Below are 21,557 nucleotides of genomic sequence, written 5' to 3'. Positions count from 1 at the left end.
GACTACGTTGACTGTCTGCTCCAGTTGTTGAGCCGTCAACGAAAATCACACAGAGTTTGAGGCTATCCGACGGATGTGTCCTGAACAACAGCCCAGGTAACGGAGGGGTTGCGGAATGCGCACAATGTCGAATTATGCGCCCCGCCCGTCACATTTTCGTCAGTTGTCGCCTCGATCGAGGTCTCCAGCTGAGCCGAAGTCGTCATTTCCTGCCTGTTCGGCCAGGAACTTTTCGAACTCTGCGCCGATCTCGTCCCCGCTGGGAAGGTCGGCCTCGCCGGCCAGAAGGGACGACTGTTGTTCCTGAGCGGCGACAAAAGTGTCGTATTGACGCTCCAAAGCGTGGACTACAGTCTGAACTTCTTCGTTCCCGGCTATGTGCTCGTTAACCTGTTCCCGAACGCGCGCCGCGGCCTCACCCAGTGCAACCAAGGGCAATTCCAGATCCGAAACCTCGGAAACGTTTTCGAGCAAAGTCTCTGCGGCGCCCGGGTAGTCCGTTTGCGCGAGGTAGTGGGGGACATGCACCGAAAAGCCCATCGCCTCGTGCCCGTGCTGAGACATACGAAGCTCGAGCAGTGATGATGCGCTGCCGGGAACCTGCAGTTCACCTGACCAACGCTGATGGTCCTGGATCAGGTCCTTGTTGGTCGAATGTGCTGTCACACCCAGCGGTCGGGTATGCGGGATTGCCATCGGAATCGCGTTGAGCCCGATGGTTCGACGCACTCCCAACTGTTCGGACAACAGACGAACGGCAGTAGTGAACCGCTCCCACTTGAGGTCCGGTTCCATCCCTGCGAGCAGCAGGAACGGCGTGCCGGCCGTATCGCGCAGTGCGTACAGATTGAGCGCCGGAGCGTCGTAATCGGAGAAATGATCGGCCTTGAACGTCATCGTTGGTCGACGTGAGCGGTAGTCGATCAGCTCGTCGACAGCAAACGACGCGACAAGCTCGGTTTCCAGGCTTTCGCGCAGATGCGTCGTCGCCAACTTCACGGCGTGACCGGCGTCGGAGTAACCCTCGAGTCCGTGAATCAGGATCGGTCCCTGGCCGTCGGCAGCCGCCAACTGGGGCGCCGGAAATTCCAGCTCGTACATCCTCGACTGTTCGTCCATCGCAGTCCCCTTCGCTCTTCGGTCTTGATCTCAAGTGTCCACTATCGGCGCACGCTCGACAGCATCGGAGTCAGGTGCCCGACAGCACTGGATCAGACGTTCATCGGTAAGAACACCGAGTCGGTGACCGATCATTCCCGATCCGACGAGACGGACGTTCGCCGAGAGCGAAGCCGAGCGGTATCTTTCGACACTTGGCCTGGGCGTTCGCTAGATGTCGGGTGCGCGGCTTCGGACATGGCAGAGTGGAAGACAAGGTCGGCACGGCCGATTTGTCCGAAATGCATTGGTCGATTGTCGGGATCGGTCGAGGTCGAGTGCGGAGGCTTACATGCGGGTGTGTCCACGATCGTCCAGGCGAGTGGCCGCATGCTCCCTTGCTGCGGTGGCCGCCGTTGCACTACTCGCGGGCTGCTCCGGGTCGGTCCAAGGTGCACCCGTTCCGGACTCCGCGCCGGCGACTGCCGGTGCGACCGACAGCGGCTCAGCGGCGCCGAGTACGACGGCTGCACCCAAATCCTCGACGCCGAAATCCACCTCTCCGAAAACTGCGGCACCGTTGTCCGAACTGCTGCTGACTCCCGAGGAATTTCCCGAGCCCTTCGGCGCTGTTGTGTTGCCCCCGCAGGCCGTTCCGATGGCAGCGCCGGATCTAGTCGGCGTCCCACGCGGTGCCACCGTCGATCCATCCGAATGTGAGCCACCGGAACAGGATTACGGTCCGAACGGGACCGTGATGGCGGTCGGGACCGACAATGCGACGAGGGCAACGATTTCGGTCGAACTCACGAAGGTCGACGCGCCACTGGACGAGTTGGAAGCGCAAACGCGCCAGTGCCCGTCCATGACGGTCACTGCGAACGGCGTCACCACTACAGTGACGACGGAAATTCTTCCGCCGTCGCCGATCGATGCCGACAAGACGATGTCACTTCGCCGCACCGTCGTGTCCCCCAAAGCCGCAGCCGGCGATCAGACGATGCTGACATTGATCGCGCAGGTCGGCGACGTACGGGTAGCAACAACACTGATGACGTTCGGTTCTGCGACGCCCTCGACGGCACCTCTGGATCAAGCGTTCACCGCAGCCGTACAGAAGGTCAAAGCAGGCAAGTGATTTCGCAGCACACGGGTCCGACACAGAGCGGACCTTTTCGGTGCGGCGCGATAATTCGTCCCCAACTGACTCGATAATCCACAGACGAATTCGACGTCGCTGTTTTCCCTGGTCGAGCGGATGGCGGCATCGGGGCGATCGGCGAGGGTCTGTGCATGACCACATCACCTCTTCCAGGAGAATTCGAATTCTCCGACGACGACCTGGCCCTTTTCGGACGCGTTGAACGTGTTTCCGATCCAGGCGAATTGATCGCGGCAATACCCGCCCTCCTGGGATTCCATCCGTCCAACTCCGTCGTTGCGCTGTCTCTGATGGGCGCCTCCGCCTCGACGCTCGGCCCGGTAATGCGACACGACTACTTTCCCAGCGTCAAGGGAAAGCCTGCGAGGCAGATGAGCGCGGCGCTGCGCCAGTTCGCCGCCGTGTGTGACGGGGAAGGAGCGCGTGCGGTCGTTCTCGTGGTGATCACCAATTGCTCGACAGCTGAAACTCTCATCGACGAAACCATCGAGCTGGCCGAGGTATTCGAAGACATGCTCGGCGGAACCTGCGTCGAGCTGGCTGACGTATTGTGCACGGCCGCAATAGAATCTGGCCAGCCGTGGACGAGTGCCACGAGTTCGATTCACCGCGGCACCCTGCCAGACCCGGCATCTTCGTCGGTCGCGGCGGCGCAAGTGTTGGGCGGGAGGGTCATTCGCCGTTCGCGCGAGGAACTGGTCCGGTGGGTACACGGTGCCGCTCGCAATCACGACGCGATTGGCCAACTGATCGCGAGCCGCCGAGAATCGAGTGAGTACAGAGGGGGATCAGGCCGTGATGCCGCAGTTCAGCGCCGGGTCGATCTGGTGTTGGAACAAGTCCGCCGTGTGGAGGCAGGCACTTACTGCCCTGACCCGCAGGAAATCGCCGATCTGGTGGTCGCTTTGACGGACGTTCACGTCCGCGACGTGGTGTTGGGTCTGGCGATCACGTCGGTTGCCGCACATGCCGAGCAATTGTGGCTCGTGCTCACCCATGAAGTACCGTCTCCCGAACGAGCTTGGCCGGCAACACTTCTCGGGTTCTTTGCATACGTGCGCGGCGACGGGCCCCTGGCAGGTGTTGCGCTGTCTGCCGCACTGTCGGCCGATTCGGAACACACCTTGGCCGGATTGCTGGATTTATCGCTGCAATCCGGTGTGCACCCCGATGGGATCCGTGACCTTGCGGCCGTCGGATTGTCCATCGGGGAATCGCTCGGAATTACCGGCTTGCCGCCGGCACTGCCGAGCGGAAGCTAGCGAGCAGCGTGTGAGCGGTCGCCCAGATCCTGGAGGAACTGCCATGCATCGGCGACTATGACGTCGAGATCGGTACGCGTGGGCGTCCAACCCAACTCGGCAATCGCCTTGTCGCTCGATGCGATCAGTACGGCCGGATCACCCAGCCGTCGTGACGCGTCTTCGACGTTGATCGGCAGGCCGGTGACCCGCGCACAGGCAGCGATCACCTCGCGCACGCTGAAGCCGGCACCACTTCCGAGGTTGTAGATGCGGTGCTCGCCGGGAACCGAGGATTCGAGCGCCAGCAGATGCGCTTCGGCGAGGTCAAGCACGTGTATGTAGTCGCGTACCGCGGTGCCGTCCGGCGTGGGCCAGTCGGTTCCGAATACCGAGATCTTGTCTCGCTGCTCGAGTGCGACCTGAAGGACGAGCGGAATCAGGTGGGTTTCGATCACCCGGTTCTCGCCGGCGGACTTGTACGCACCCGCGACGTTGAAGTAGCGCAAGCTGGTCGCGCCGAGGCCGTGGGCGATCGAGTACGAGGTGATCGCATGATCGATCGCGAGCTTGGTCGCGCCGTACGGATTCGTAGGGCGGGTCGGAGCGGTTTCCACGATGGGGGACTGCTCCGGCTCGCCGTACGTTGCGGCGGTGGAAGAGAACACGAGCCGGGGAGTGCCGGAGACACGAATCGCCTCGAGCAGCTCGATGGTCGTGACGACGTTTCCGCGCCAGTACTTTTCGGGGTGCAGCACGGATTCGCCGACCAGCGACTGCGCAGCGAAGTGAAGTACGCCGTCGAAAACCGGTGAACCCGCATTGCCGAGGATGTCGGCGGCCAGCGCCCCCACATCGCCTTCGATGAACTCGGCACCGGCAGGCACCGCGTCGGCATTTCCGGTGGAGAGGTCGTCGATGACGACAACTTCGTGTCCACGCTCGAGCAACACAGTGCTGCACACACTGCCGACGTAACCGGCGCCGCCGGTGACCAGGAGTTTCATCTAGTTCCTCAGACCTGCTTGACCTGAACGGCGTGAGCCATTTCTTCGGACAGGTCGAACCCGCTGTGGCCCGGCACGATGATGGTCACCGAGCCCGGACGGGTTTCGACCGTCACCCTGGCGTCGGGAACGACGCCGGCGTCACGCAGCTGCGCGATCACCTCGGGATCGGACTGCACGTGCTCGGCGAGTCGCCGAACGACCACAGCTGTCTGTGCGCCGTGCGGAATATCGGTCAGGCGCACCAACGTTTCGGTGGTGGCAACCGGGCCGTCGAGTCCCAACTGGTCCAAGCCCGGAATCGGGTTGCCGTATGGCGACGTCGTGGGGTTGTTCAGAACGACGACGAGCCGACGCTCGACCTCCTCGCTCATCACGTGCTCCCAACGGCATGCCTCGGCATGTACGTCTTCCCATTTGAGACCGATGACGTCCACCAGTAGGCGCTCTGCCAACCGGTGCTTACGCATGACAGAGATCGCGAGATCGCGACCCTTGTCGGTGAGTTCCAGATGTCGATCGCCGGCGACCATCAGCAAGCCGTCGCGCTCCATACGCGCAACTGTCTGGCTGACGGTGGGTCCGCTCTGTTCGAGCCGTTCGGCGATCCGCGCCCGGAGTGGGACTACGCCCTCTTCTTCCAAGTCGTAGATCGTCCGGAGATACATCTCCGTGGTGTCGACTAGATCCTTCACACTCAACCCCTTCGTCAGTTGATCATTCTACCGTTCAGTTCGTGGTTCCGGTGCCGCCTCCACTGCGGCGAGTCCAGCGCGTGTCCGAATTGGATTCGTGTCACTCGATCTCGGTCTCCGAAGCGGGCCACGAGTGTGGTGTGCGGCACGAAACGAGAAGGAAGTAGCGTGATCCCATGACCGCGTCGATCAGATCTGACGGGGACCCCGCGGCGTCTCGAGCGAATCGAGTCGTGGTGTGGAGTCCGGAGTACCTGAGCTATCGGTGGAGCGCCGATCACCCGATGAATCCCACTCGCCTCGATCTCACGATGGCACTCTCGCGAAGCCTCGGACTTCTCGAGGGCATCGAATTTCTCGAACCGAGCGCCGCGTCCGATGCCGACCTCCTCAGAATCCACACACCGGCATATCTTGCAGCGGTCAAAGACGCGGGTAACTCTGCGAACAACGGTGTGAGCGGCCAGGATGTTCCCCACGGGCTCGGTACCGAGGACAACCCGGTCTTCCCGCACATGCACGAAGCAAGTGCGATCCTCGCCGGCGGCTCGCTGGCCGCAGCGCAGGAAATCGCTTCGGGACGTACGCGTCGCGCGGTCAGCATCGGCGGCGGCATGCACCACGCGATGGCGGATTGGGCTTCGGGATTCTGCGTCTACAACGATGCGGCTGTGGCGATTTCGTGGCTGCTCGACAACGGCTACGACCGTATCGCCTACATCGACGTCGACGCTCATCACGGCGACGGAGTGCAACATGCGTTCCTCGGGGACCCCCGGGTGCTCACGGTCTCGCTGCATCAGCACCCGGCAACCTTGTGGCCGAACACCGGATGGTCGAGCGAGGTCGGCGACGGGGCCGCTGAAGGCACTGCAGTGAACATCCCGGTGCTTCCCGGGACCGTCGACGCGTTGTGGCTGCGCGCATTTCACGCCGTCGTCCCGGGAGCCATTGCAGCCTTCCGCCCGCAGATCATCATCAGCCAGTGCGGAGTCGACTCGCACCGCGAGGACCCGCTCGCGGACCTCGCTCTGACCGTCGACGGCCAGCGAGCAGCGTTCCTGGCAATGCGCGATCTCGCCGACCGCTACTCCGAGGGCCGGTGGCTGGCAGTCGGCGGCGGCGGATACGGACTGGTTCGCGTCGTGCCGAGGGCATGGACTCACCTGATCGCTGCCGCGCTCGATCGCGAGGTCGACGTCGACACAGCTGTGCCTGACGAGTGGAAGGAATCGACGAAGCTGCGAGCGCCGAGCGTCGACCTCCCGCCGACCATGGGCGACGGCGGAGATGTCGCATACACCCCGTGGGACGGCCCGGGTGGTACACCGGAGACAGGTGTCGCCTCGGTAGATCGTGCACTCACCCGAATCGACTCGGCGATCATCGCCACACGCCGCGCTTCGTTCCCGCTACTCGGACTCGACCCGGAGGATCCCCGTGACTGAACAGTCCGATACCGATGCCGGCGGCGCGAGCGACCAGGCGCCGAAGACCGACCCGGCTCACACCTATCCCCATTCGTGGGTAGTCGATGTTCTCGCCTCCGACGGCGGCGCGGTGGCGTTGCGACCCATCGTTCCCGAGGACGCGGACAAGCTCGTCGAATTCCACGGCAAACTCTCCGAGCGCACTCGGTACCTGCGCTACTTCGGCCCGTACCCCACGATGTCGGCGCGCGACGTGAAGAATTTCACGACGGTCGACCACCACAACCGCGTCGCCTTCGTGATGATGCTCGGCGACGAGATCATCGCGGTGGGTCGCTACGAGCGACTCCTCGACGTCGGTGACGGAAAGTCTGCCGAGGTCGCCTTCGTCGTCGCCGACGCACACCAGGGGCGCGGCCTCGGCCCGATCCTGCTCGAATACCTGGCAGCAGCAGCGGCCGAGAACGGCCTGACGATGTTCGTCGCCGAGGTCCTGTCCGAGAACCGCAACATGGTGACGGTGTTCCGTGAGGCGGGGTATCAGGTGAGCCGCTCGTTCGACGGTGGCGTGCTGCGCCTCGAATTCGCGATCGACCCGACGGAAGCGCTTGTTTCAGTACGTAATTCGCGTGAGCGGGCAGCTGAGGCCCGCAGCATGGGAAACGTGCTGAGTCCACGATCGGTGGCAGTGATCGGCGCATCAGCGGACCCCGCCAAGGTGGGTAACGCGGTGTTGACCAACCTGCTGCGCGGCGGATTCACCGGACCGGTCTACCCCGTCAACGCGGAGCATCGTTCGGTTCACGGGGTGCGGGCGTACCCAACTGTTCGCGACATTCCTGACGACGTCGATCTCGCCGTCGTGGCTGTGCCTGCAGAATCGATCAATTCGGTACTCGACGACTGCCTCGACAAGGGCGTCAAAGCGCTGGTGGTGGTCTCGTCGGGCTTCAGCGAGAGCGGTCCGGACGGACGCTCGTCCGAACGCAAACTGGTCCATGCAGCACGCGCTCACGGAATGCGCCTCATCGGTCCGAATGCACTGGGAGTGGCGAACAACGACCCCGCGATCTCGTTGAATGCGACTCTCGCGCCGGTCTTGCCGGTGGCAGGCAACGTGGGCTTCTTCTGTCAGTCCGGCGCGCTCGGTATCGCCATTCTCGACGAAGCTGCGCGCAGCCGAATCGGGTTGTCCGCCTTCGTTTCTGCCGGCAACCGTGCGGACGTCTCGGGCAACGACCTTCTGCAGTACTGGGATTCCGACCAGTCCACCGAAGTGGTCCTTCTCTACCTGGAGAGCTTCGGCAACCCACGAAAGTTCTCCCGGATCGCCCGCCGAGTTGCGCGGAAGAAGCCGATCGTCGCGGTCAAGAGCGGTCGGCACGCGGTTCCGCCGGTTCTCGCCGCCACCGGAGTCGAGATCGACGATTCCATCGTCCGCGCCCTCTTCGAACAGGCGGGCGTCATCCAGGTCGGCTCCATTTCACAATTGTTCGACTGTGCCTTGCTCTTCGGATACCAGCCGTTGCCGGCCGGTCCACGGCTTGCTGTCATCGGCAACTCGACCGCGCTCGGTGTCCTTGCCGCGGACGCCGCCCGCAGTGAAGGTTTGCAGGTCAGCGACCCGGTCGACCTTGGTGCCCAGGCGAGTCCGGAACTGTTCGCCGCTGCGGTGCGCGACGCGTTGGCGTCGTTCGACGTCGATGCCGTCATCGCCGTCTTCGTTCCCCCGGTTGCCATTCCGGTCGAGCCGTTCGCGAAAGCACTCAAAGACGCCGTCGCCGGCTCGGACAAGCCGATTCTCACGACGTTCCTCGCAGCCGAGGGTGTGCCGGACGTCCTGGCGGTCCGCGACGAAGTCGGAAACCCGACCCGCGGTTCGGTGCCGTCCTACCCGGGGCCGGAGCGCGCCGCACTGGCGTTGGCGAGGGCCTGGCGTTACGCGGAGTGGCGCAGCAAGCCTGCGTCGAAGGTTGTTCGCCCCGCGGGAATCGACTCCGAACGAGCCCAGAAGATGGTGGCCGCCTGGCTTGAAAACTCGCCTGGCCGTTGGCTTTCGGACGTCGAAGCAGCAGCTCTTCTCGAGTGCTACGGGGTTGCAGTCGTCGAATTCCGTTCGGTCCTGAGCGAAGACGAAGCTGTAGAGGCAGCGGATGCTGTCGGCTACCCGGTCGCGGTCAAGGCAACCGGCGAAATGTGGCGCCACCGACCGGATCTGGGCGGCGTCAGGCTGGATCTGAGTGGACCTGAATCGGTGCGCCTCGCTTACCGAGATCTTGCGGCCGCGTCGGGTGAACCGCTGCTGCACGTGCAGAAAATGGCAACCAAGGGCATCGGGTGTGTGGTTGGTGTCCAAGACGACCCGTCGTTCGGTTCGCTGATCTCGTTCGGTCTCGCCGGTGTGATCTCCGATCTCCTCGGGGACCGTGCCTATCGCGTACTGCCGCTCACGGAAGACGCTGCTACGGAGTTGATCGACGCACCCAAGGCAGCGCCGCTGCTCTCCGGATATCGAAATGCCGTTCCGGTCAACAAGGGTGCCTTGGTCGATCTGGTCCAGCGGATCTCGGCGCTGGCCGACGACATTCCGGAAGTCCGCGAACTGGCCTGTGAGCCGGTACTTGCTTCGGCTACCGGCGCGGAGATCACCGATTCGCGAGTACGCATCGGGCCCGAGCCGAGCGCAATCGACCTGGGGCCCAGGCGTCTGCGGTAGACACAGCGAACAACACCGGCCACCGCACATTCCCGAGGGGGAGGGAATAAGCGGTGGCCGGTGCTTTGTGCGGTGCGTCAGCGCGAGTGGTGTGGCGCGCTGACGCACGTGCTGTGTTGTTTGATCAGCTGGCGTAGGACCGCAGTTTCTCGGCGCGATCGCCGACGCGGAGCTTGCCCATGACCTCACGCTCGATCTGACGAACCCGCTCACGCGAGAGGCCGAAGAGCTTGCCGATCTGATCGAGTGTGCGAGGCTGGCCGTCGTCGAGACCGTAGCGAAGTCGGATGACCTGCTGCTCGCGCTCGTCGAGCGTCCCGAGCACGCTGCGCACATCGCTGTGCAGCAGACCGGCGATGACGGCGTTCTCCGCCGAAGTCGCCTCGGAATCTTCGATGAAGTCGCCCAAGGGAGCTTCTTCGTCGTTGCCGACTGGCATGTCCAGGCTTACCGGGTCGCGACTGTGGTCGAGCAGGTCCGCGATCTTGTGCGCCGGGATGCCCGACTCTTCGGCCAACTCGTCGTCCGTCGCTTCGCGCCCGAGCTGCTGGTGCAGTTCACGCTTGATGCGGGCGAGCTTGTTGACCTGCTCCACGAGGTGGACTGGGAGCCGGATGGTGCGGCTCTGATCAGCCATTCCGCGGGTGATCGCCTGACGGATCCACCAGGTGGCGTACGTCGAGAACTTGAAGCCCTTGGCGTAGTCGAACTTCTCCATGGCACGGATGAGTCCGAGGTTGCCTTCTTGAATGAGATCGAGGAGCGGCATTCCGCGGCCGGTGTAGCGCTTGGCCAGCGACACGACGAGTCGCAGGTTCGCTTCCAGGAGGTGGCTACGCGCCGACTGTCCCTCGCGAACGATCGTTGCGAGATCCCTCTTCTTAGCGACTGTCAGGCGCTTTCCCGTGGCAAGGACGTGGCTGGCGTACAGCCCCGCTTCGATTCGCTTCGCCAGTTCGACCTCGTCTGCTGCTGTCAGCAGTGCAGTACGACCGATCCCGTTCAGGTAGACGCGGACCAGGTCTGCGGCCGGGCTCTGGGCGTCCAGATCTGCGGCGCTCGGACGAATGCGAGTAGTGGTGCTGGGGCTTGTCATGACTTGCCTCCCTATCGGCGGTCTCTCACACAGTTCAACGTGTGAGAGTTCCGGGAAAGTTCCCGCGCCGATTTCCGCTAAAACGCCGTGACCTGCAGTTATTTCCCAGTCGTCCTGAGAAGTTGCTGAGAACACAAAAATCTGCAACTCACCGGGAACTCAGTTCGTGACGGGAAGCACCAACCCGTGCCGGACAAGCGAGACCAGCAATGTGACGACGGCCTCACGTAGCTGGTCCGGGTCTTCGCCGTTCGCCGCGGCAAGAAGTTCCACCAGTTCGTCGACCACCAGTCCGTCCGCTCGGAGCCCGGCCAGCAGCGCAGCACCGAGCCCGTCGATCTCGTGCTGCCAGTGCGGTCCGTTGCCGCGGTGCACACGCGTGACCACTTGCTGCCATCCCTCGTCGCCGGGGAGGTAGACGCGCTCGAGAGCCGTGTCCGGATCCAGGACGAATCGCTCCTCGAGGACGTCGTGTTCACGCAACCAGGCAAGACGGTCGAAGTAAGTGAGCGCCTCGGCCCCGAGCGGGTCCGAGAAGCCGTGCATGAGGTCCTCGGCCATCAGGTCGGTGGGGGAGTCGGTGCGGCGAAGGAACACGAAACCGAAGCCGACGCCCTCGACATCGGCTTCTTCGAGGTGATCCAGCCAGGCGTTTGCTCGCGATGCCGATTCCGGATCTCGCGGATCCTGCCCGCCGTCCTTGAGCCACGTGCCGACGTACAGAGCTGGGTCCGCCACGTCGCGCTGCACCACCCAGGCGTCGACGCCGTGCGCCGGCAGCCACGACGCGATCCGCGAACGCCAGTCCTGTCCTTCGATGTGCACCCACGAGGCCAACAGTGCTGCCATGCCGCCGGGGTTCAGATAGTCGATCGAGCGCGAGATCATCAATTCGCTCGCACCGTCGAGATCGAGGCCGGAATCGCGGTACGTGTGATGGACGCGTGCCTCGCCGACGACAAACGGGGGATTGGCGACCACCTGGTCGAAGGTTCGACCCTCGACGGGTTCGAACCAGGACCCTTGAAGCAGTTCGACGTCCAGTCCGTTGAGCGCCATGGTTGCGGCCGTGAGGTCGACGGCGCGTTGATTGATGTCGGTTGCGGTGACCGAATCCGCGTATGTGTTCGCGTGCAGGGCTTGGATGCCGCATCCCGTACCGAGGTCGAGCACGCTGCCGACCGTCGCGGTGGGCGTGGCCTGCAGCAAGGACAGTGACGCATGTCCGACTCCCAGCACGTGATCGGCCGTGGCCTTCTTGGGACGGATTCCGCCGTCGAGATCCGAGATCACCCAACGGTCGCCGTCGCCGACGTCGATGGGGCGAAGATCGACCGCGGCCCGCACGAGCGGATTCTCACTGTCGAAGTTCTCACCTTCGAGCAGGCCGGCGTCGACGCACTGCGCAATTGTCAGCGGAGTCAACGCCGCGGCGACGTCGCCTGCCGGGCAATCATCGGCGAGAAGGAACAGTCTGATGAGAACGCCCAGGTCCCCGAGCTCTCGGGTGGCGCGGCGCACGGGTACCGGCTCACTTCGGCCGAGAGCGGCGTGAACTTCGGGACCCAATGCCTCGAGCATGGTTCCCGTGTCGAATCGATTGCGAAGCAGGGCCTCACGCAGCGCAGGGGTGATGGACAGGAGCGTTTCGCTTCTCACCCCGTCATTCTCGCAGGCGGAACTTGTCAGCCTTCGATGGTGTGGTGCGTCGCGGATTCGATCTCGCCTGCGGTCTTCTTTCGTCCGTCGTATCGGCTCGGTTCGTCCTTGGTGCGCGGTGGTCGGTCGTTGGCGATCAGGACGGCGATCCAGGGAAGCGGAATGGATGCACCGATGATTAGCATCGAGATCCAGGCGTTGGCCCAGATGCCGTACGCGATCGCCGCGAGGATCAACGCCGGGAACCGGAAGGACATGATGATCATGTACTTGCGCACTCGGGCTTTGTGCTGTTCTTCGACGGACTTCTGCGCTTCGGTGATCAGTACGGGATTATCGGGAGTCCCGGCCTCGTCGGACCTGCCGAACGCGCCATTTCGTGCCATGACTCCACTGTTCCACTCTCGGCCGACAATTGCACACGACCCGTGGGTCGCACCGCTGTGACGGAGACGGCATTATTGGAGGGGTGAGCACTCAAACCAAGGAACGTCCCGACGTCTCCACCGACGAAACGACCGACGACGACACCCCGAAGTTCTTCCACTACGTGAAGAAGAACAAGATCGCCGAGAGCGCCGTCATGGGAACCCATGTCGTCGCGCTGTGCGGCGAGGTGTTTCCCGTGACGAAGTCCGCCAAGCCGGGATCGCCGGTGTGCCCGGACTGCAAGAAGATTTACGAAGGACTCCGTAAGGGCGACTGACCTCGGGTCACGCGCGCGGGAGTACTTCCGGAGCTCGGCGGATCGACAGCCTCGATGCAGTCGGCCGCCGGGCTCTTCGCGTCTGCGTGCGGTTCATCGCAGGGATCTTGGTCGACGCACGAGTTCTGGCGCGACTCCGTTTGTCTGCTGCGGGGCCGCCCGTACGAGGGGACCGTGGCCGGATCCGCTTTGTCGCCCGAGATGCGGATCGGGCTGGTGGCCAGGTGCCAGGTCAGGTTGGTGACCGGACCGGTCTCGTCGTCGGTGTTCTGAGCCGCAAGCCACTCTCGCATCTGCTCCATCCGAGTGGCACGAGCCGGCCAGAACTCCTGAACCGTCGCGTTGAACTCGGCGCCGAGGACGACGGCAAAACCGAGGAAGAACGTGAAGAGCAGAAAGGCGATCGGCGTTGTCAGTGCGCCGTACGTGTAGCCGGTGCTGGTGACAAATCCCAGGTACCAGCGCAATCCGGTACTGGCGGCCATGAAGAACACACCGGCGACCAGCGCGCCCGCGAGCAGCCGATGCCACGGCAGCGACTTCGGTAGAGCGACTTTGTAGAGCGTCGTGAGGCCGATGATCACCAGCAGACCGACAGCGGGGTAGTAGAACGTGTCGACCAGATTCGAGCCGACCACGTACCAGGAGGCCGGCAGTGCTCGCCCGACGAGCGTCGGCCCGAGAGCTACCAGCGGCAGGATGAACACCGCCATCACCAGGAACATCACGTAGAGCAGCAGGGCGAAGATGCGCTGCCAGATGGGATTGCGCGCATCCTGCTGACCGTGTGCTTCCACGATCGAGTCGACGAACGTACTGATCGCCGACGATCCCGCCCACAGGGAGAGCAGGAAGCCCACCGAGATGATCTCCGGTCGTCCGCGCTGAAGGACGTCCGTCACCGTCGGGCGGATGATCTGGTCGACGACGCTTTCGCTGAAGATCGTTCCGCTGAACGTGACAATCTTGGATTCGATGATCTCGACGGTGTTGGGTCCGAACCACCCACCGATGTAGCCGATCATTCCGAGAAGGCCCAGAAGCAGGGGAGCCAGTGACAGCGTTTGCCAGAACGCGGCCGTAGCCGCCTTTCCGAAGATGGAATCGTCCCAGGCCTTGCTCAGTGTGCGACCGATCAACTGCCCGGTGCGGCGTAGCGGATGCCATCTGCGGTGGTGCAGATCACTTCCGCTCGACTTCTCGCCTCGCGCTTCACTCATGATGTCTCCAGCATCCCTGACGACACACCCGGTTGCCCAACCATGGCGCCGACGTGTCGCACATTTCTGAGACAATTCGCGTGCAGGTCGGCAGGATGCGAGAGCAGCGAAACCTCGCCGGCCGGAGTGAGAACGGCCATGAGTACGCGCTTCGAGTGCGGCTTTCGTCGGTGGCGGCGGCTAGGCTCGTCGCCGGACATTGATGAAAATTCGAGGAGCGCGAGACAACAGTGCGATTCCAGTGGAGGCGCGGCCTATGACGTCTGAGACCGTGGCAGCCGGGTTCGGCAATTCGCCCGAACCCGCCGGAGCTCAATCCGCGGGAACCCAACCTGGCGCCCCTACCGGTTCCCTTCGTGCATGGCAGCGCCGTGCACTGACCAAGTACCTTTCCAGCAGTCCGCGTGACTTTCTGGCGGTTGCAACGCCGGGAGCAGGTAAGACCACCTTCGCTCTGCGGGTAGCTTCGGAATTGCTCCGTGACCGGACGGTCGACCAGATAACCGTCGTGGCGCCGACCGAGCACCTCAAGCACCAGTGGGCGGAGTCCGCTCAGCGATCCGGCCTGGCATTGGACTCGCGGTTCTCCAACTCGACCGGCCAGACCTCGAGTGACTATCACGGCGTCGTGCTGACCTACGCCCAGGTTGCCTCGCACCCGTCGAAGCACCGTGTGCGCACCGAGGGCCGCAAGACGCTGGTCATCCTCGACGAGATCCACCACGGCGGCGACGCCAAGAGCTGGGGCGACGCCATTCGTGAGGCGTTCGGCGACGCGACCAGGCGTCTCGCACTGACCGGAACTCCGTTCCGCAGTGACGACAGTGCCATTCCTTTTGTCGAGTACGAGCCGGACAAGGAAGGTCTGCTCCGCTCGAAAGCCGATCACTCCTACGGATATTCGGATGCCCTCAAGGACGGCGTGGTTCGCCCCGTCGTGTTTCTCGCCTACTCGGGCGAGGCACGGTGGCGAAACAACGCCGGCGAGGAATTCACCGCTCGGCTCGGCGAGCCGCTGAGCGCCGAGCAGACGACTCGGGCATGGCGTACGGCCTTGGACCCTGCCGGCGACTGGATTCCTGCCGTGCTGCAAGCAGCAGACACCCGTTTGGCGCAGCTGCGCAGTACGGGTATGCCCGATGCGGGCGGACTTGTCATCGCGACGGATCAGACAGTGGCCCGCGAGTACGCGAAGGCGTTGACAGCGATCACCGGCGAACAGCCGGCCGTCGTGCTGTCCGACGACCCCACCGCGTCCAAGCGAATCGCCGAATTCGGTGCGAGCGACCAGAAATGGATGGTCGCGGTGCGCATGGTGTCCGAGGGCGTCGACGTTCCCCGTCTGGCGGTCGGTGTGTACGCGACCAGCGCGTCGACCCCGCTGTACTTCGCTCAGGCGATCGGGCGCTTCGTGCGTTCGCGTCGTAAGGGCGAAACTGCCAGCGTCTTCCTGCCGTCGGTGCCGGTGCTTCTCGACCTTGCTGCACAGCTCGAGGCTCAGCGTGACCACGTGCTCGGCAAGCCGCATCGTGAGAAGGACGGCCTCGAAGACGACCTGCTCGCCGATGCGAACAAGCAGAAGGACGAGCTGGGCGAGGAGGAGAAGGCGTTCACGTCCCTGGGCGCCGATGCCGAACTCGACCAGGTGATCTACGACGGATCGTCCTTCGGTACCGCGACATTCGCCGGAAGTGACGAGGAAGCCGACTACCTCGGTCTGCCAGGCCTACTCGACGCCGATCAGATGCGGGCATTGCTGCGTCAACGCCAGCAGACACAGGTCGAGGCCAACTCGGCCAAGGCCGCCGCACCGCAACCCCCGGCGGCAGTGGTATCCGATCGAGCGGCCACGGCAGATCAGCTCGGAGCGCTCCGCAAGGAGCTGAACGGGTTGGTGGCGATGAACGTTCACCGCACCGGCAAACCACACGGCATCATTCACGCGGAACTTCGCCGAGTGTGCGGAGGCCCGCCGACGGCCATCGCGACTGTCGATCAGCTGACCGAGCGCATCGCGATCCTACGCAGCTGGTAGCAGCCGATACTGGTCCCGTACGCTTCGCGTGCTTGCGGCCCCGGAACGGCAGAACGGGCGATCACAGTGAATGTGATCGCCCGTTCTGGCGTTCATGGCGCGCCTCGTGAAGAGGCCACCCCCGGCTGACAGGTCAGATTGCGGGTTCGCTTTCGGAGACGACGGCATTCATCTCGCGAAGTCGATCCGCGTGTTCGGTTGCGTGGTGTCCGCAGAAGAGAAGCTCGCCGCCGGTGGGAAGCACGGCGCGTACGCGTGCTCCGGCACCGCACCGGTCGCACCGGTCGGCAGCGGTCAACTGTGGGCTGGTCAGTGTTCCGGGCATGACTCCTCCGTACTGGCTTTGCGGCATTCGGGCCGCGTGCCTGGGGCCTGGTCCGCCGCGTCGGAATGGCGCGGTAGATCCACTCTTACAGACGTTTGGGGTTTACGGGTTGTTCCCGAAGGCGTTTCTTAGTGTTGTGTCTCACTGGAAATGCGCTGGGCAGGCATTCTCGGGTGAAGATTGTTCGCTGACAGCTGATTCGAATCGCCGACCTCAGCCCGATATTCTGGGCGGATGAACCCGGGACACGAACCACTTGTCGACGAGAGCGTCGAGTTGCTCCACATGTGCACGCGCGAGGAATGGGCGCGGGCACAACAGCACGGCGAACGTATCCCCGACGGATTCGAGGCGGAGGGATTTGTTCACATGTCGACTCCGGCGCAAGTTCATCTCCCGGCGAATCGGATCTTCGCCGGCCGCGAAGACATAGTCCTTCTCGCCATCGATCCGGCCCTGCTCGGTGGTCAGGTCAAGTACGAACCGGGTGTCCCTTCTGACCCGGAATCGATGCGATTCCCGCATCTGTACGCCCCGATTCCGGTCGCAGCCGTCACCGCTGTCGTCGAGTATCTTCCGGACGAGAACGGCGTGTTTTCGCCGGTTCGGTAGGTCGCCGGTTCGCTCGCCGCGAAGTGCTCCCGGCGGATTGTGGCCCTCACGCGATGCAGGTCGCCGATCGGCGCTACCGTTGGTATATGAACGTAGAAGTCACCCCACTACCGGGGATCGGGACGCGCAAGGATTTTGTTCTGTCTTCCGGTCGTCGCGTGGGTGTCGTCACCCATCGGGACGGTCATACCGACCTCATCGTGTCCAAGGCAGACGACCCTGACGCGTGTGCTGCCTCGCTGCCTCTGACCACCGAGGAAGCGGCAGCGCTCAGCAATCTCCTGGGTGCCCCACAGCTCGTTGCGCAGCTCGAAGAAGAGCACCGTGACCTTCCGGGCATTCGAACCAAACAGCTCTACATCAAGGACGGTTCGCGCTACGACGGGCAGACCCTCGGGGACACCGGCATGCGCACGCGTACCGGAGTCTCCATCGTCGCCGTCATGCGTGCCGGACAGGTCAGCCCGTCCCCGAACCCCGACTTCACCTTCACCGGGGGAGATCTTCTCGTAGCAGTCGGAACGCCGGACGGTTTGGCCGCAGCGGCAAAAATCTTGGCCAACGGCTGACTGGCGCGTGGACACAACCACCCTCGCACTGATCGAACTCGGCGCGGTCTTCTTCGCGCTCGGACTGCTCGGACGGCTCGCTGCTCGCGTGGGGATGTCGCCGATCCCGTTCTACCTGATCGGCGGCCTGTGCTTCGGACAGGGCGGTTTCATCCAACTCGGAGACATCGGCGAGTTCTCCCATCTGGCAAGTGAGATCGGGATCGTCCTGCTCTTGTTGCTGTTGGGGCTCGAATACACCGCGGCCGAGCTCGTGACCGGTCTCAAACGCTCACGCGTAGCGGGCATCGTCGACATCGTCCTCAACGCGACTCCCGGCGCGGTGGTCGGCTTGATTCTCGGCTGGGGCGTCGTGGGGGCGACGGTCATGGCCGGCGTCACCTACATCTCGTCTTCGGGAATCATCGCCAAGGTGCTCAGCGACCTGGGGCGCCTCGGTAACCGCGAAACACCGGTCGTGCTGTCGATTCTGGTGTTCGAAGACCTGGCGATGGCGCTGTATCTGCCGATTCTGACCGCGATGCTTGCGGGCGTCAGCTTCATGGGCGGGCTCGAAGCGGTCGGGATCTCGTTGTTGGTCATCACCGTGGTTCTTGTTGTGGCCCTGCGATACGGGCGGTACGTCTCCGCGCTCCTGGACAGTCCCGACAGCGAGACGCTCCTGCTCAAGCTGCTCGGTGCCGCACTGTTGGTTGCCGGCATCAGTTCGGCGATGCAGGTGTCGGCGGCTGTGGGCGCGTTCCTCCTCGGGATCGCGATCTCGGGGTCGACGGCGCACAATGCCAGTCGCGTGCTCGAGCCCCTTCGAGATCTGTTCGCTGCAATGTTCTTCGTGGTCTTCGGTCTCAACACCGATCCCAGTTCCATTCCGCCCGTCCTCGGGTGGGCTGCGATCCTGGCCGTAGTCACCGCGATCACGAAGCTGATCACCGGCGCCTGGGCGGCCAGACGTCAGGGTGTCGCGCGAATGGGTCAAGCGCGCGCCGGTGCCGCCCTGATCGCCCGCGGTGAGTTCTCCATCATCATCGCCGGGCTGGCGGTGTCCGCGGGTGCGGTCGACGCCGAACTGGCGGCATTGGCAACGGCTTACGTGCTCCTGATGGCGGTCATCGGTCCAGTGGCGGCAAGAGTTATCGAACCGGTTGCCTCGTTGTACATCAAGGTTCGTACGAAGTCCTGATTGCGGCCCTATTCTGTCCGGATGTCGAACAGAATCGCCCGTCCCGCCGCGACAGTCCTGTGCGCGGTGATCCTCTCGTGCGGTCCGGTGCCGGCGCTCGCCGGGGGAATACCCGCGCTCGAACAAGCCGGACCTGCAGCTGCGCAGGTTGCCGCAGACCGATCGCTGCATCTCGAGGGTGCGTCGAACGCGCGTGACATCGGCGGTTACGTCACCGAGGAGGGGCGGACCGTTCGGTGGGGGAAGGTGTTTCGCTCGAATGCCCTCGACAAGCTGACGCCGTCGGATCTCGCGTCGTTGAGCGAACGCGGAGTGGAATCGGTGGACGACTTCCGCACGGTCGTCGAACGGACGCTCTCGCAGGACCGCATTCCGAACGGGGCACGAACCAACTGGTTCGACGTCATCGGAACCAACCCCGCCAACCTCCCGGCTCTGGTGGACATGCCCACGATGTACGCGTTGATGGCGACCGATCCGGGGGCGAGCCGCGCATTCCACGATGCTCTGGTGAACGTCGCGAACACCGAGGGTGCAGTCCTCTACCACTGCTCGGCGGGCAAGGACCGTACCGGCTGGATGACTGCGGTTCTACTGACCCTCCTCGGCGTGAGCCGCGCCGACGTGAACGCCGACTACATGCTCAGCAACCAGTACCTCACCGGACCTCGCACCGGGAGTGCGTTCATCGACGGCGTCGAACAGTCGTGGCTGGACACGTCTTTCGCCACGGTGGATCGGGTGTACGGCAAAGAGCCGCTCTCCGGAAATCCGGAGAGCGGCTCTTCTTCGCGTAGCTGGTGTGACTAGTCGAGGTAGTCGCGCAGAACCTGCGAACGCGACGGGTGGCGCAGCTTCGACATCGTCTTCGATTCGATCTGACGGATACGCTCACGCGTGACGCCGTAGACCTGTCCGATTTCGTCTAAAGTCCTCGGCTGGCCGTCGGTGAGGCCGAAGCGCAGGCGAACCACGCCGGCTTCGCGCTCGGACAGCGTCTCGAGTACCGACTGCAGCTGATCCTGCAGCAAAGTGAACGAGACGGCGTCGACTGCGACAACAGCTTCGGAGTCCTCGATGAAGTCACCGAGTTGGCTGTCGCCCTCGTCGCCGATGGTCTGGTCGAGAGAGATCGGCTCACGCGCGTACTGCTGGATTTCCAGCACCTTCTCCGGCGTGATGTCCATTTCCTTGGCAAGCTCTTCCGGCGTGGGCTCACGGCCCAGGTCCTGGAGCAGCTCACGCTGGATACGGCCGAGCTTGTTGATGACCTCGACCATGTGCACCGGGATGCGGATGGTGCGAGCCTGGTCGGCCATTGCGCGGGTGATGGCCTGACGGATCCACCACGTGGCGTAGGTCGAGAACTTGTAACCCTTGGTGTAGTCGAACTTCTCGACTGCACGGATCAGACCGAGGTTGCCTTCCTGGATGAGGTCCAGGAACGCCATGCCGCGGCCCGTGTAGCGCTTGGCCAGCGAGACGACCAGGCGGAGGTTGGCCTCGAGGAGGTGGTTCTTGGCGCGGTTGCCGTCGCGGCAGATCCAGCTCATGTCGCGTCGCTGAGCCGCAGGCAACTTCTCGCCCTTGTCAGCAAGATCCTGCATGATCTGCACGGCGTAGAGGCCGGCCTCGATGCGCTTGGCCAGTTCGACTTCCTCTTCGGCGTTGAGGAGTGCGACCTTGCCGATCTGCTTGAGGTAAGCGCGAACCGAGTCGGCGGACGCCGTCAGTTCGGCGTCCTTGCGTGCCTGGCGAAGGGCCTCGGACTCTTCCTCGTCCCAGACGAAGTCGCCGGAAGCCTTGTCCTTCTCGGACGGCTCTGCAGCGGTCTCTTCGTCTTCGCCGACTGCTACGACCTCGACGACATCGGACTCGACCTCGGCAAGGTCGCCGTCCGTGATGTCGATGTCTTCCAACTCGACATCGCCGTCTTCGGCATCAGGATCGCCGGCCTTCTTGGGGCTGGCCTTCTTAGCTGCTGCCTTCTTGGCCGGAGCTTTCTTGGCCGGAGCCTTCTTTGCTGCTGCCTTCTTGGCGGGAGCCTTTTTCGCCGGAGCCTTCTTGGCTGCCGGAGCGGTGACGGTGGCCGCCTCCACGGCTGGAGATTGTGGCTCTGACTCTGATGGAGAATCAGCAGTCTGACGTGTATCGGTGGCTGCCACGTACGCCCTTTCGTGACGGTGTCGTGCGGCGTCACGCCAGAGTGGTGATCCGGCGGAGAGGTCAATGGTTGTTGGCCGGCGCGCAGCCGGACTTCACCATTGTAACGACTCTCAGGAAACTCTTACGTCACGGCGGGCCGTAACAGGTAGATTTTCCGCTTTTCACGTGCAGGTTTTCTCATCCGGCGACGGGGGCCGGCCTGGTCAGTCCGACCGACGCGAGCGCAGCTCCGGCGATTCCCGCGGTGTTGAGGAGGGTGGCGGGGACGACCTTCGTGCGGTTGGTCAGGTGCGGAATCCACTTCTCGTGCTTGCGGCTGATTCCGCCTCCGGCGATGAAGAGATCAGGCCACAGCAGGTTCTCGAAGGTGGTCAGAACTCGGGAGACCTCGACCGCCCACTCCTTGTAGCTCCAGTCCTTTTTTTCCTTCACCGACGACGCCGCTCGATGCTCGGCTTCCTTGCCGTCGACCTCGAGGTGGCCGAACTCGGTGTTGGGCAACAGAACTCCGTTGTGCAACACGGCAGATCCGATTCCGGTGCCGAAGGTCAAGAGGATCACGACGCCGGAGGTGTCCTTGCCCGCGCCGAACGAGTCCTCGGCAATTCCGGCGGCGTCGGCGTCGTTGAGGACGGTGACT

General features: G+C 63.6%; 20 protein-coding genes. 10 read left to right on the top strand and 10 right to left on the bottom strand.

The annotated features are described in order from the left end of the window. Nucleotides 1-159: 159 nt before the first annotated feature. A complete protein-coding gene (locus tag AC1DVN_RS29490; protein WP_003942198.1) occupies nt 160-1,119 on the bottom strand; it encodes a proteasome assembly chaperone family protein in 960 nt (319 codons plus the stop codon). Nucleotides 1,120-1,480: 361 nt separating this feature from the next. Between AC1DVN_RS29490 and AC1DVN_RS29485 the strand changes: the two genes are divergently transcribed. Together AC1DVN_RS29485 and AC1DVN_RS29480 are read left to right on the top strand one after the other, a co-directional pair. Next, on the top strand, nt 1,481-2,236 hold the full coding sequence (locus AC1DVN_RS29485) for a sensor domain-containing protein (protein ID WP_041814972.1): 756 nt from the start codon (nt 1,481-1,483) through the stop codon (nt 2,234-2,236). Between the two features lie 155 nt (nt 2,237-2,391). Next, nucleotides 2,392-3,522, top strand: coding sequence for a DUF4192 domain-containing protein (locus AC1DVN_RS29480; protein ID WP_477994669.1), 1,131 nt, complete (start codon nt 2,392-2,394; stop codon nt 3,520-3,522). Here AC1DVN_RS29480 and galE read toward each other — a convergent pair. Both galE and AC1DVN_RS29470 read right to left on the bottom strand, forming a co-directional pair. Continuing rightward, nucleotides 3,519-4,508, bottom strand: a complete 990-nt coding sequence (gene galE / locus AC1DVN_RS29475; RefSeq protein ID WP_019748233.1) for a UDP-glucose 4-epimerase GalE — start codon at nt 4,506-4,508, stop codon at nt 3,519-3,521. The two genes, AC1DVN_RS29480 and galE, sit on opposite strands and share 4 nt — an antisense overlap. Nucleotides 4,509-4,516: 8 nt before the next feature. After that, nucleotides 4,517-5,203 (bottom strand): iron-dependent transcriptional repressor DtxR, encoded by a 687-nt coding sequence (locus tag AC1DVN_RS29470; RefSeq protein ID WP_003942150.1) that lies wholly within the window; start codon nt 5,201-5,203, stop codon nt 4,517-4,519. 176 nt (nt 5,204-5,379) lie between these two features. On the opposite strand from AC1DVN_RS29470, the gene AC1DVN_RS29465 reads away from it, so the two are divergent. Both AC1DVN_RS29465 and AC1DVN_RS29460 read left to right on the top strand, forming a co-directional pair. Next, on the top strand, nt 5,380-6,651 hold the full coding sequence (locus AC1DVN_RS29465) for an acetoin utilization protein AcuC (RefSeq protein WP_019748234.1): 1,272 nt from the start codon (nt 5,380-5,382) through the stop codon (nt 6,649-6,651). After that, the gene (locus AC1DVN_RS29460) at nt 6,644-9,349 is read left to right on the top strand and encodes a bifunctional acetate--CoA ligase family protein/GNAT family N-acetyltransferase (protein ID WP_020969494.1); all 2,706 of its coding nucleotides are present in this window, start codon (nt 6,644-6,646) and stop codon (nt 9,347-9,349) included. The genes AC1DVN_RS29465 and AC1DVN_RS29460 overlap by 8 nt, the downstream gene beginning before the upstream one ends. A gap of 124 nt (nt 9,350-9,473) precedes the next feature. Here AC1DVN_RS29460 and AC1DVN_RS29455 read toward each other — a convergent pair whose 3' ends face one another. From AC1DVN_RS29455 to AC1DVN_RS29445, 3 genes are all read right to left on the bottom strand, one after another. Further along, complete coding sequence (locus AC1DVN_RS29455) at nt 9,474-10,445, bottom strand: sigma-70 family RNA polymerase sigma factor (protein ID WP_003942639.1); 972 nt, start codon at nt 10,443-10,445, stop codon at nt 9,474-9,476. 159 nt (nt 10,446-10,604) lie between these two features. Continuing rightward, nucleotides 10,605-12,104: a DUF7782 domain-containing protein gene (locus AC1DVN_RS29450; RefSeq protein ID WP_477994667.1), complete on the bottom strand. Its 1,500-nt coding sequence runs from the start codon at nt 12,102-12,104 to the stop codon at nt 10,605-10,607. Between the two features lie 26 nt (nt 12,105-12,130). Continuing rightward, entirely contained in the window at nt 12,131-12,490 is a 360-nt protein-coding gene (locus AC1DVN_RS29445) for a DUF3099 domain-containing protein (protein WP_019748237.1), read from the bottom strand. Between the two features lie 83 nt (nt 12,491-12,573). On the opposite strand from AC1DVN_RS29445, the gene AC1DVN_RS29440 reads away from it, so the two are divergent. Beyond that, nucleotides 12,574-12,810, top strand: coding sequence for a DUF3039 domain-containing protein (locus AC1DVN_RS29440; protein WP_003942602.1), 237 nt, complete (start codon nt 12,574-12,576; stop codon nt 12,808-12,810). Here the strand turns inward: AC1DVN_RS29440 and AC1DVN_RS29435 are convergent. Further along, nucleotides 12,783-14,030, bottom strand: coding sequence for a YihY/virulence factor BrkB family protein (locus AC1DVN_RS29435; protein ID WP_477994665.1), 1,248 nt, complete (start codon nt 14,028-14,030; stop codon nt 12,783-12,785). The genes AC1DVN_RS29440 and AC1DVN_RS29435 overlap by 28 nt on opposite strands. A gap of 256 nt (nt 14,031-14,286) precedes the next feature. Between AC1DVN_RS29435 and AC1DVN_RS29430 the strand changes: the two genes are divergently transcribed. Further along, entirely contained in the window at nt 14,287-16,065 is a 1,779-nt protein-coding gene (locus AC1DVN_RS29430; protein ID WP_477994663.1) for a DEAD/DEAH box helicase, read from the top strand. A 133-nt stretch (nt 16,066-16,198) separates the two neighbouring features. Here AC1DVN_RS29430 and AC1DVN_RS29425 read toward each other — a convergent pair whose 3' ends face one another. After that, nucleotides 16,199-16,390, bottom strand: a complete 192-nt coding sequence (locus AC1DVN_RS29425) for a DUF7455 domain-containing protein (RefSeq protein ID WP_003942643.1) — start codon at nt 16,388-16,390, stop codon at nt 16,199-16,201. 234 nt (nt 16,391-16,624) lie between these two features. Here AC1DVN_RS29425 and AC1DVN_RS29420 point away from each other — a divergent pair, with 234 nt between their 5' ends. The 4 genes from AC1DVN_RS29420 (at nt 16,625) to AC1DVN_RS29405 (ending at nt 19,561) form a co-directional block, all read left to right on the top strand. After that, nucleotides 16,625-17,002, top strand: coding sequence for a DUF952 domain-containing protein (locus tag AC1DVN_RS29420; protein WP_477994662.1), 378 nt, complete (start codon nt 16,625-16,627; stop codon nt 17,000-17,002). Nucleotides 17,003-17,088: 86 nt separating this feature from the next. Continuing rightward, complete coding sequence (locus AC1DVN_RS29415) at nt 17,089-17,571, top strand: cation:proton antiporter regulatory subunit (RefSeq protein ID WP_021344116.1); 483 nt, start codon at nt 17,089-17,091, stop codon at nt 17,569-17,571. Nucleotides 17,572-17,578: 7 nt separating this feature from the next. Continuing rightward, entirely contained in the window at nt 17,579-18,751 is a 1,173-nt protein-coding gene (locus tag AC1DVN_RS29410; protein WP_003943778.1) for a cation:proton antiporter, read from the top strand. Nucleotides 18,752-18,772: 21 nt separating this feature from the next. Continuing rightward, a complete protein-coding gene (locus AC1DVN_RS29405; protein ID WP_477994660.1) occupies nt 18,773-19,561 on the top strand; it encodes a tyrosine-protein phosphatase in 789 nt (262 codons plus the stop codon). On the opposite strand, the gene AC1DVN_RS29400 is transcribed toward AC1DVN_RS29405, so the two are convergent. Together AC1DVN_RS29400 and ppgK are read right to left on the bottom strand one after the other, a co-directional pair. Then, nucleotides 19,558-20,982, bottom strand: a complete 1,425-nt coding sequence (locus AC1DVN_RS29400) for an RNA polymerase sigma factor (protein ID WP_370333980.1) — start codon at nt 20,980-20,982, stop codon at nt 19,558-19,560. The two genes, AC1DVN_RS29405 and AC1DVN_RS29400, sit on opposite strands and share 4 nt — an antisense overlap. Before the next feature lie 112 nt (nt 20,983-21,094). Beyond that, the coding region (gene ppgK / locus AC1DVN_RS29395) for a polyphosphate--glucose phosphotransferase (RefSeq protein WP_477994659.1) at nt 21,095-21,557 on the bottom strand (463 nt) is incomplete at its 5' end.

This window comes from Rhodococcus sp. P4_E4 (assembly GCF_056401575.1).
The sequence above is the reverse complement of the archived record's forward strand: the minus strand, read 5'-3'. Positions and strand labels throughout refer to the sequence as shown.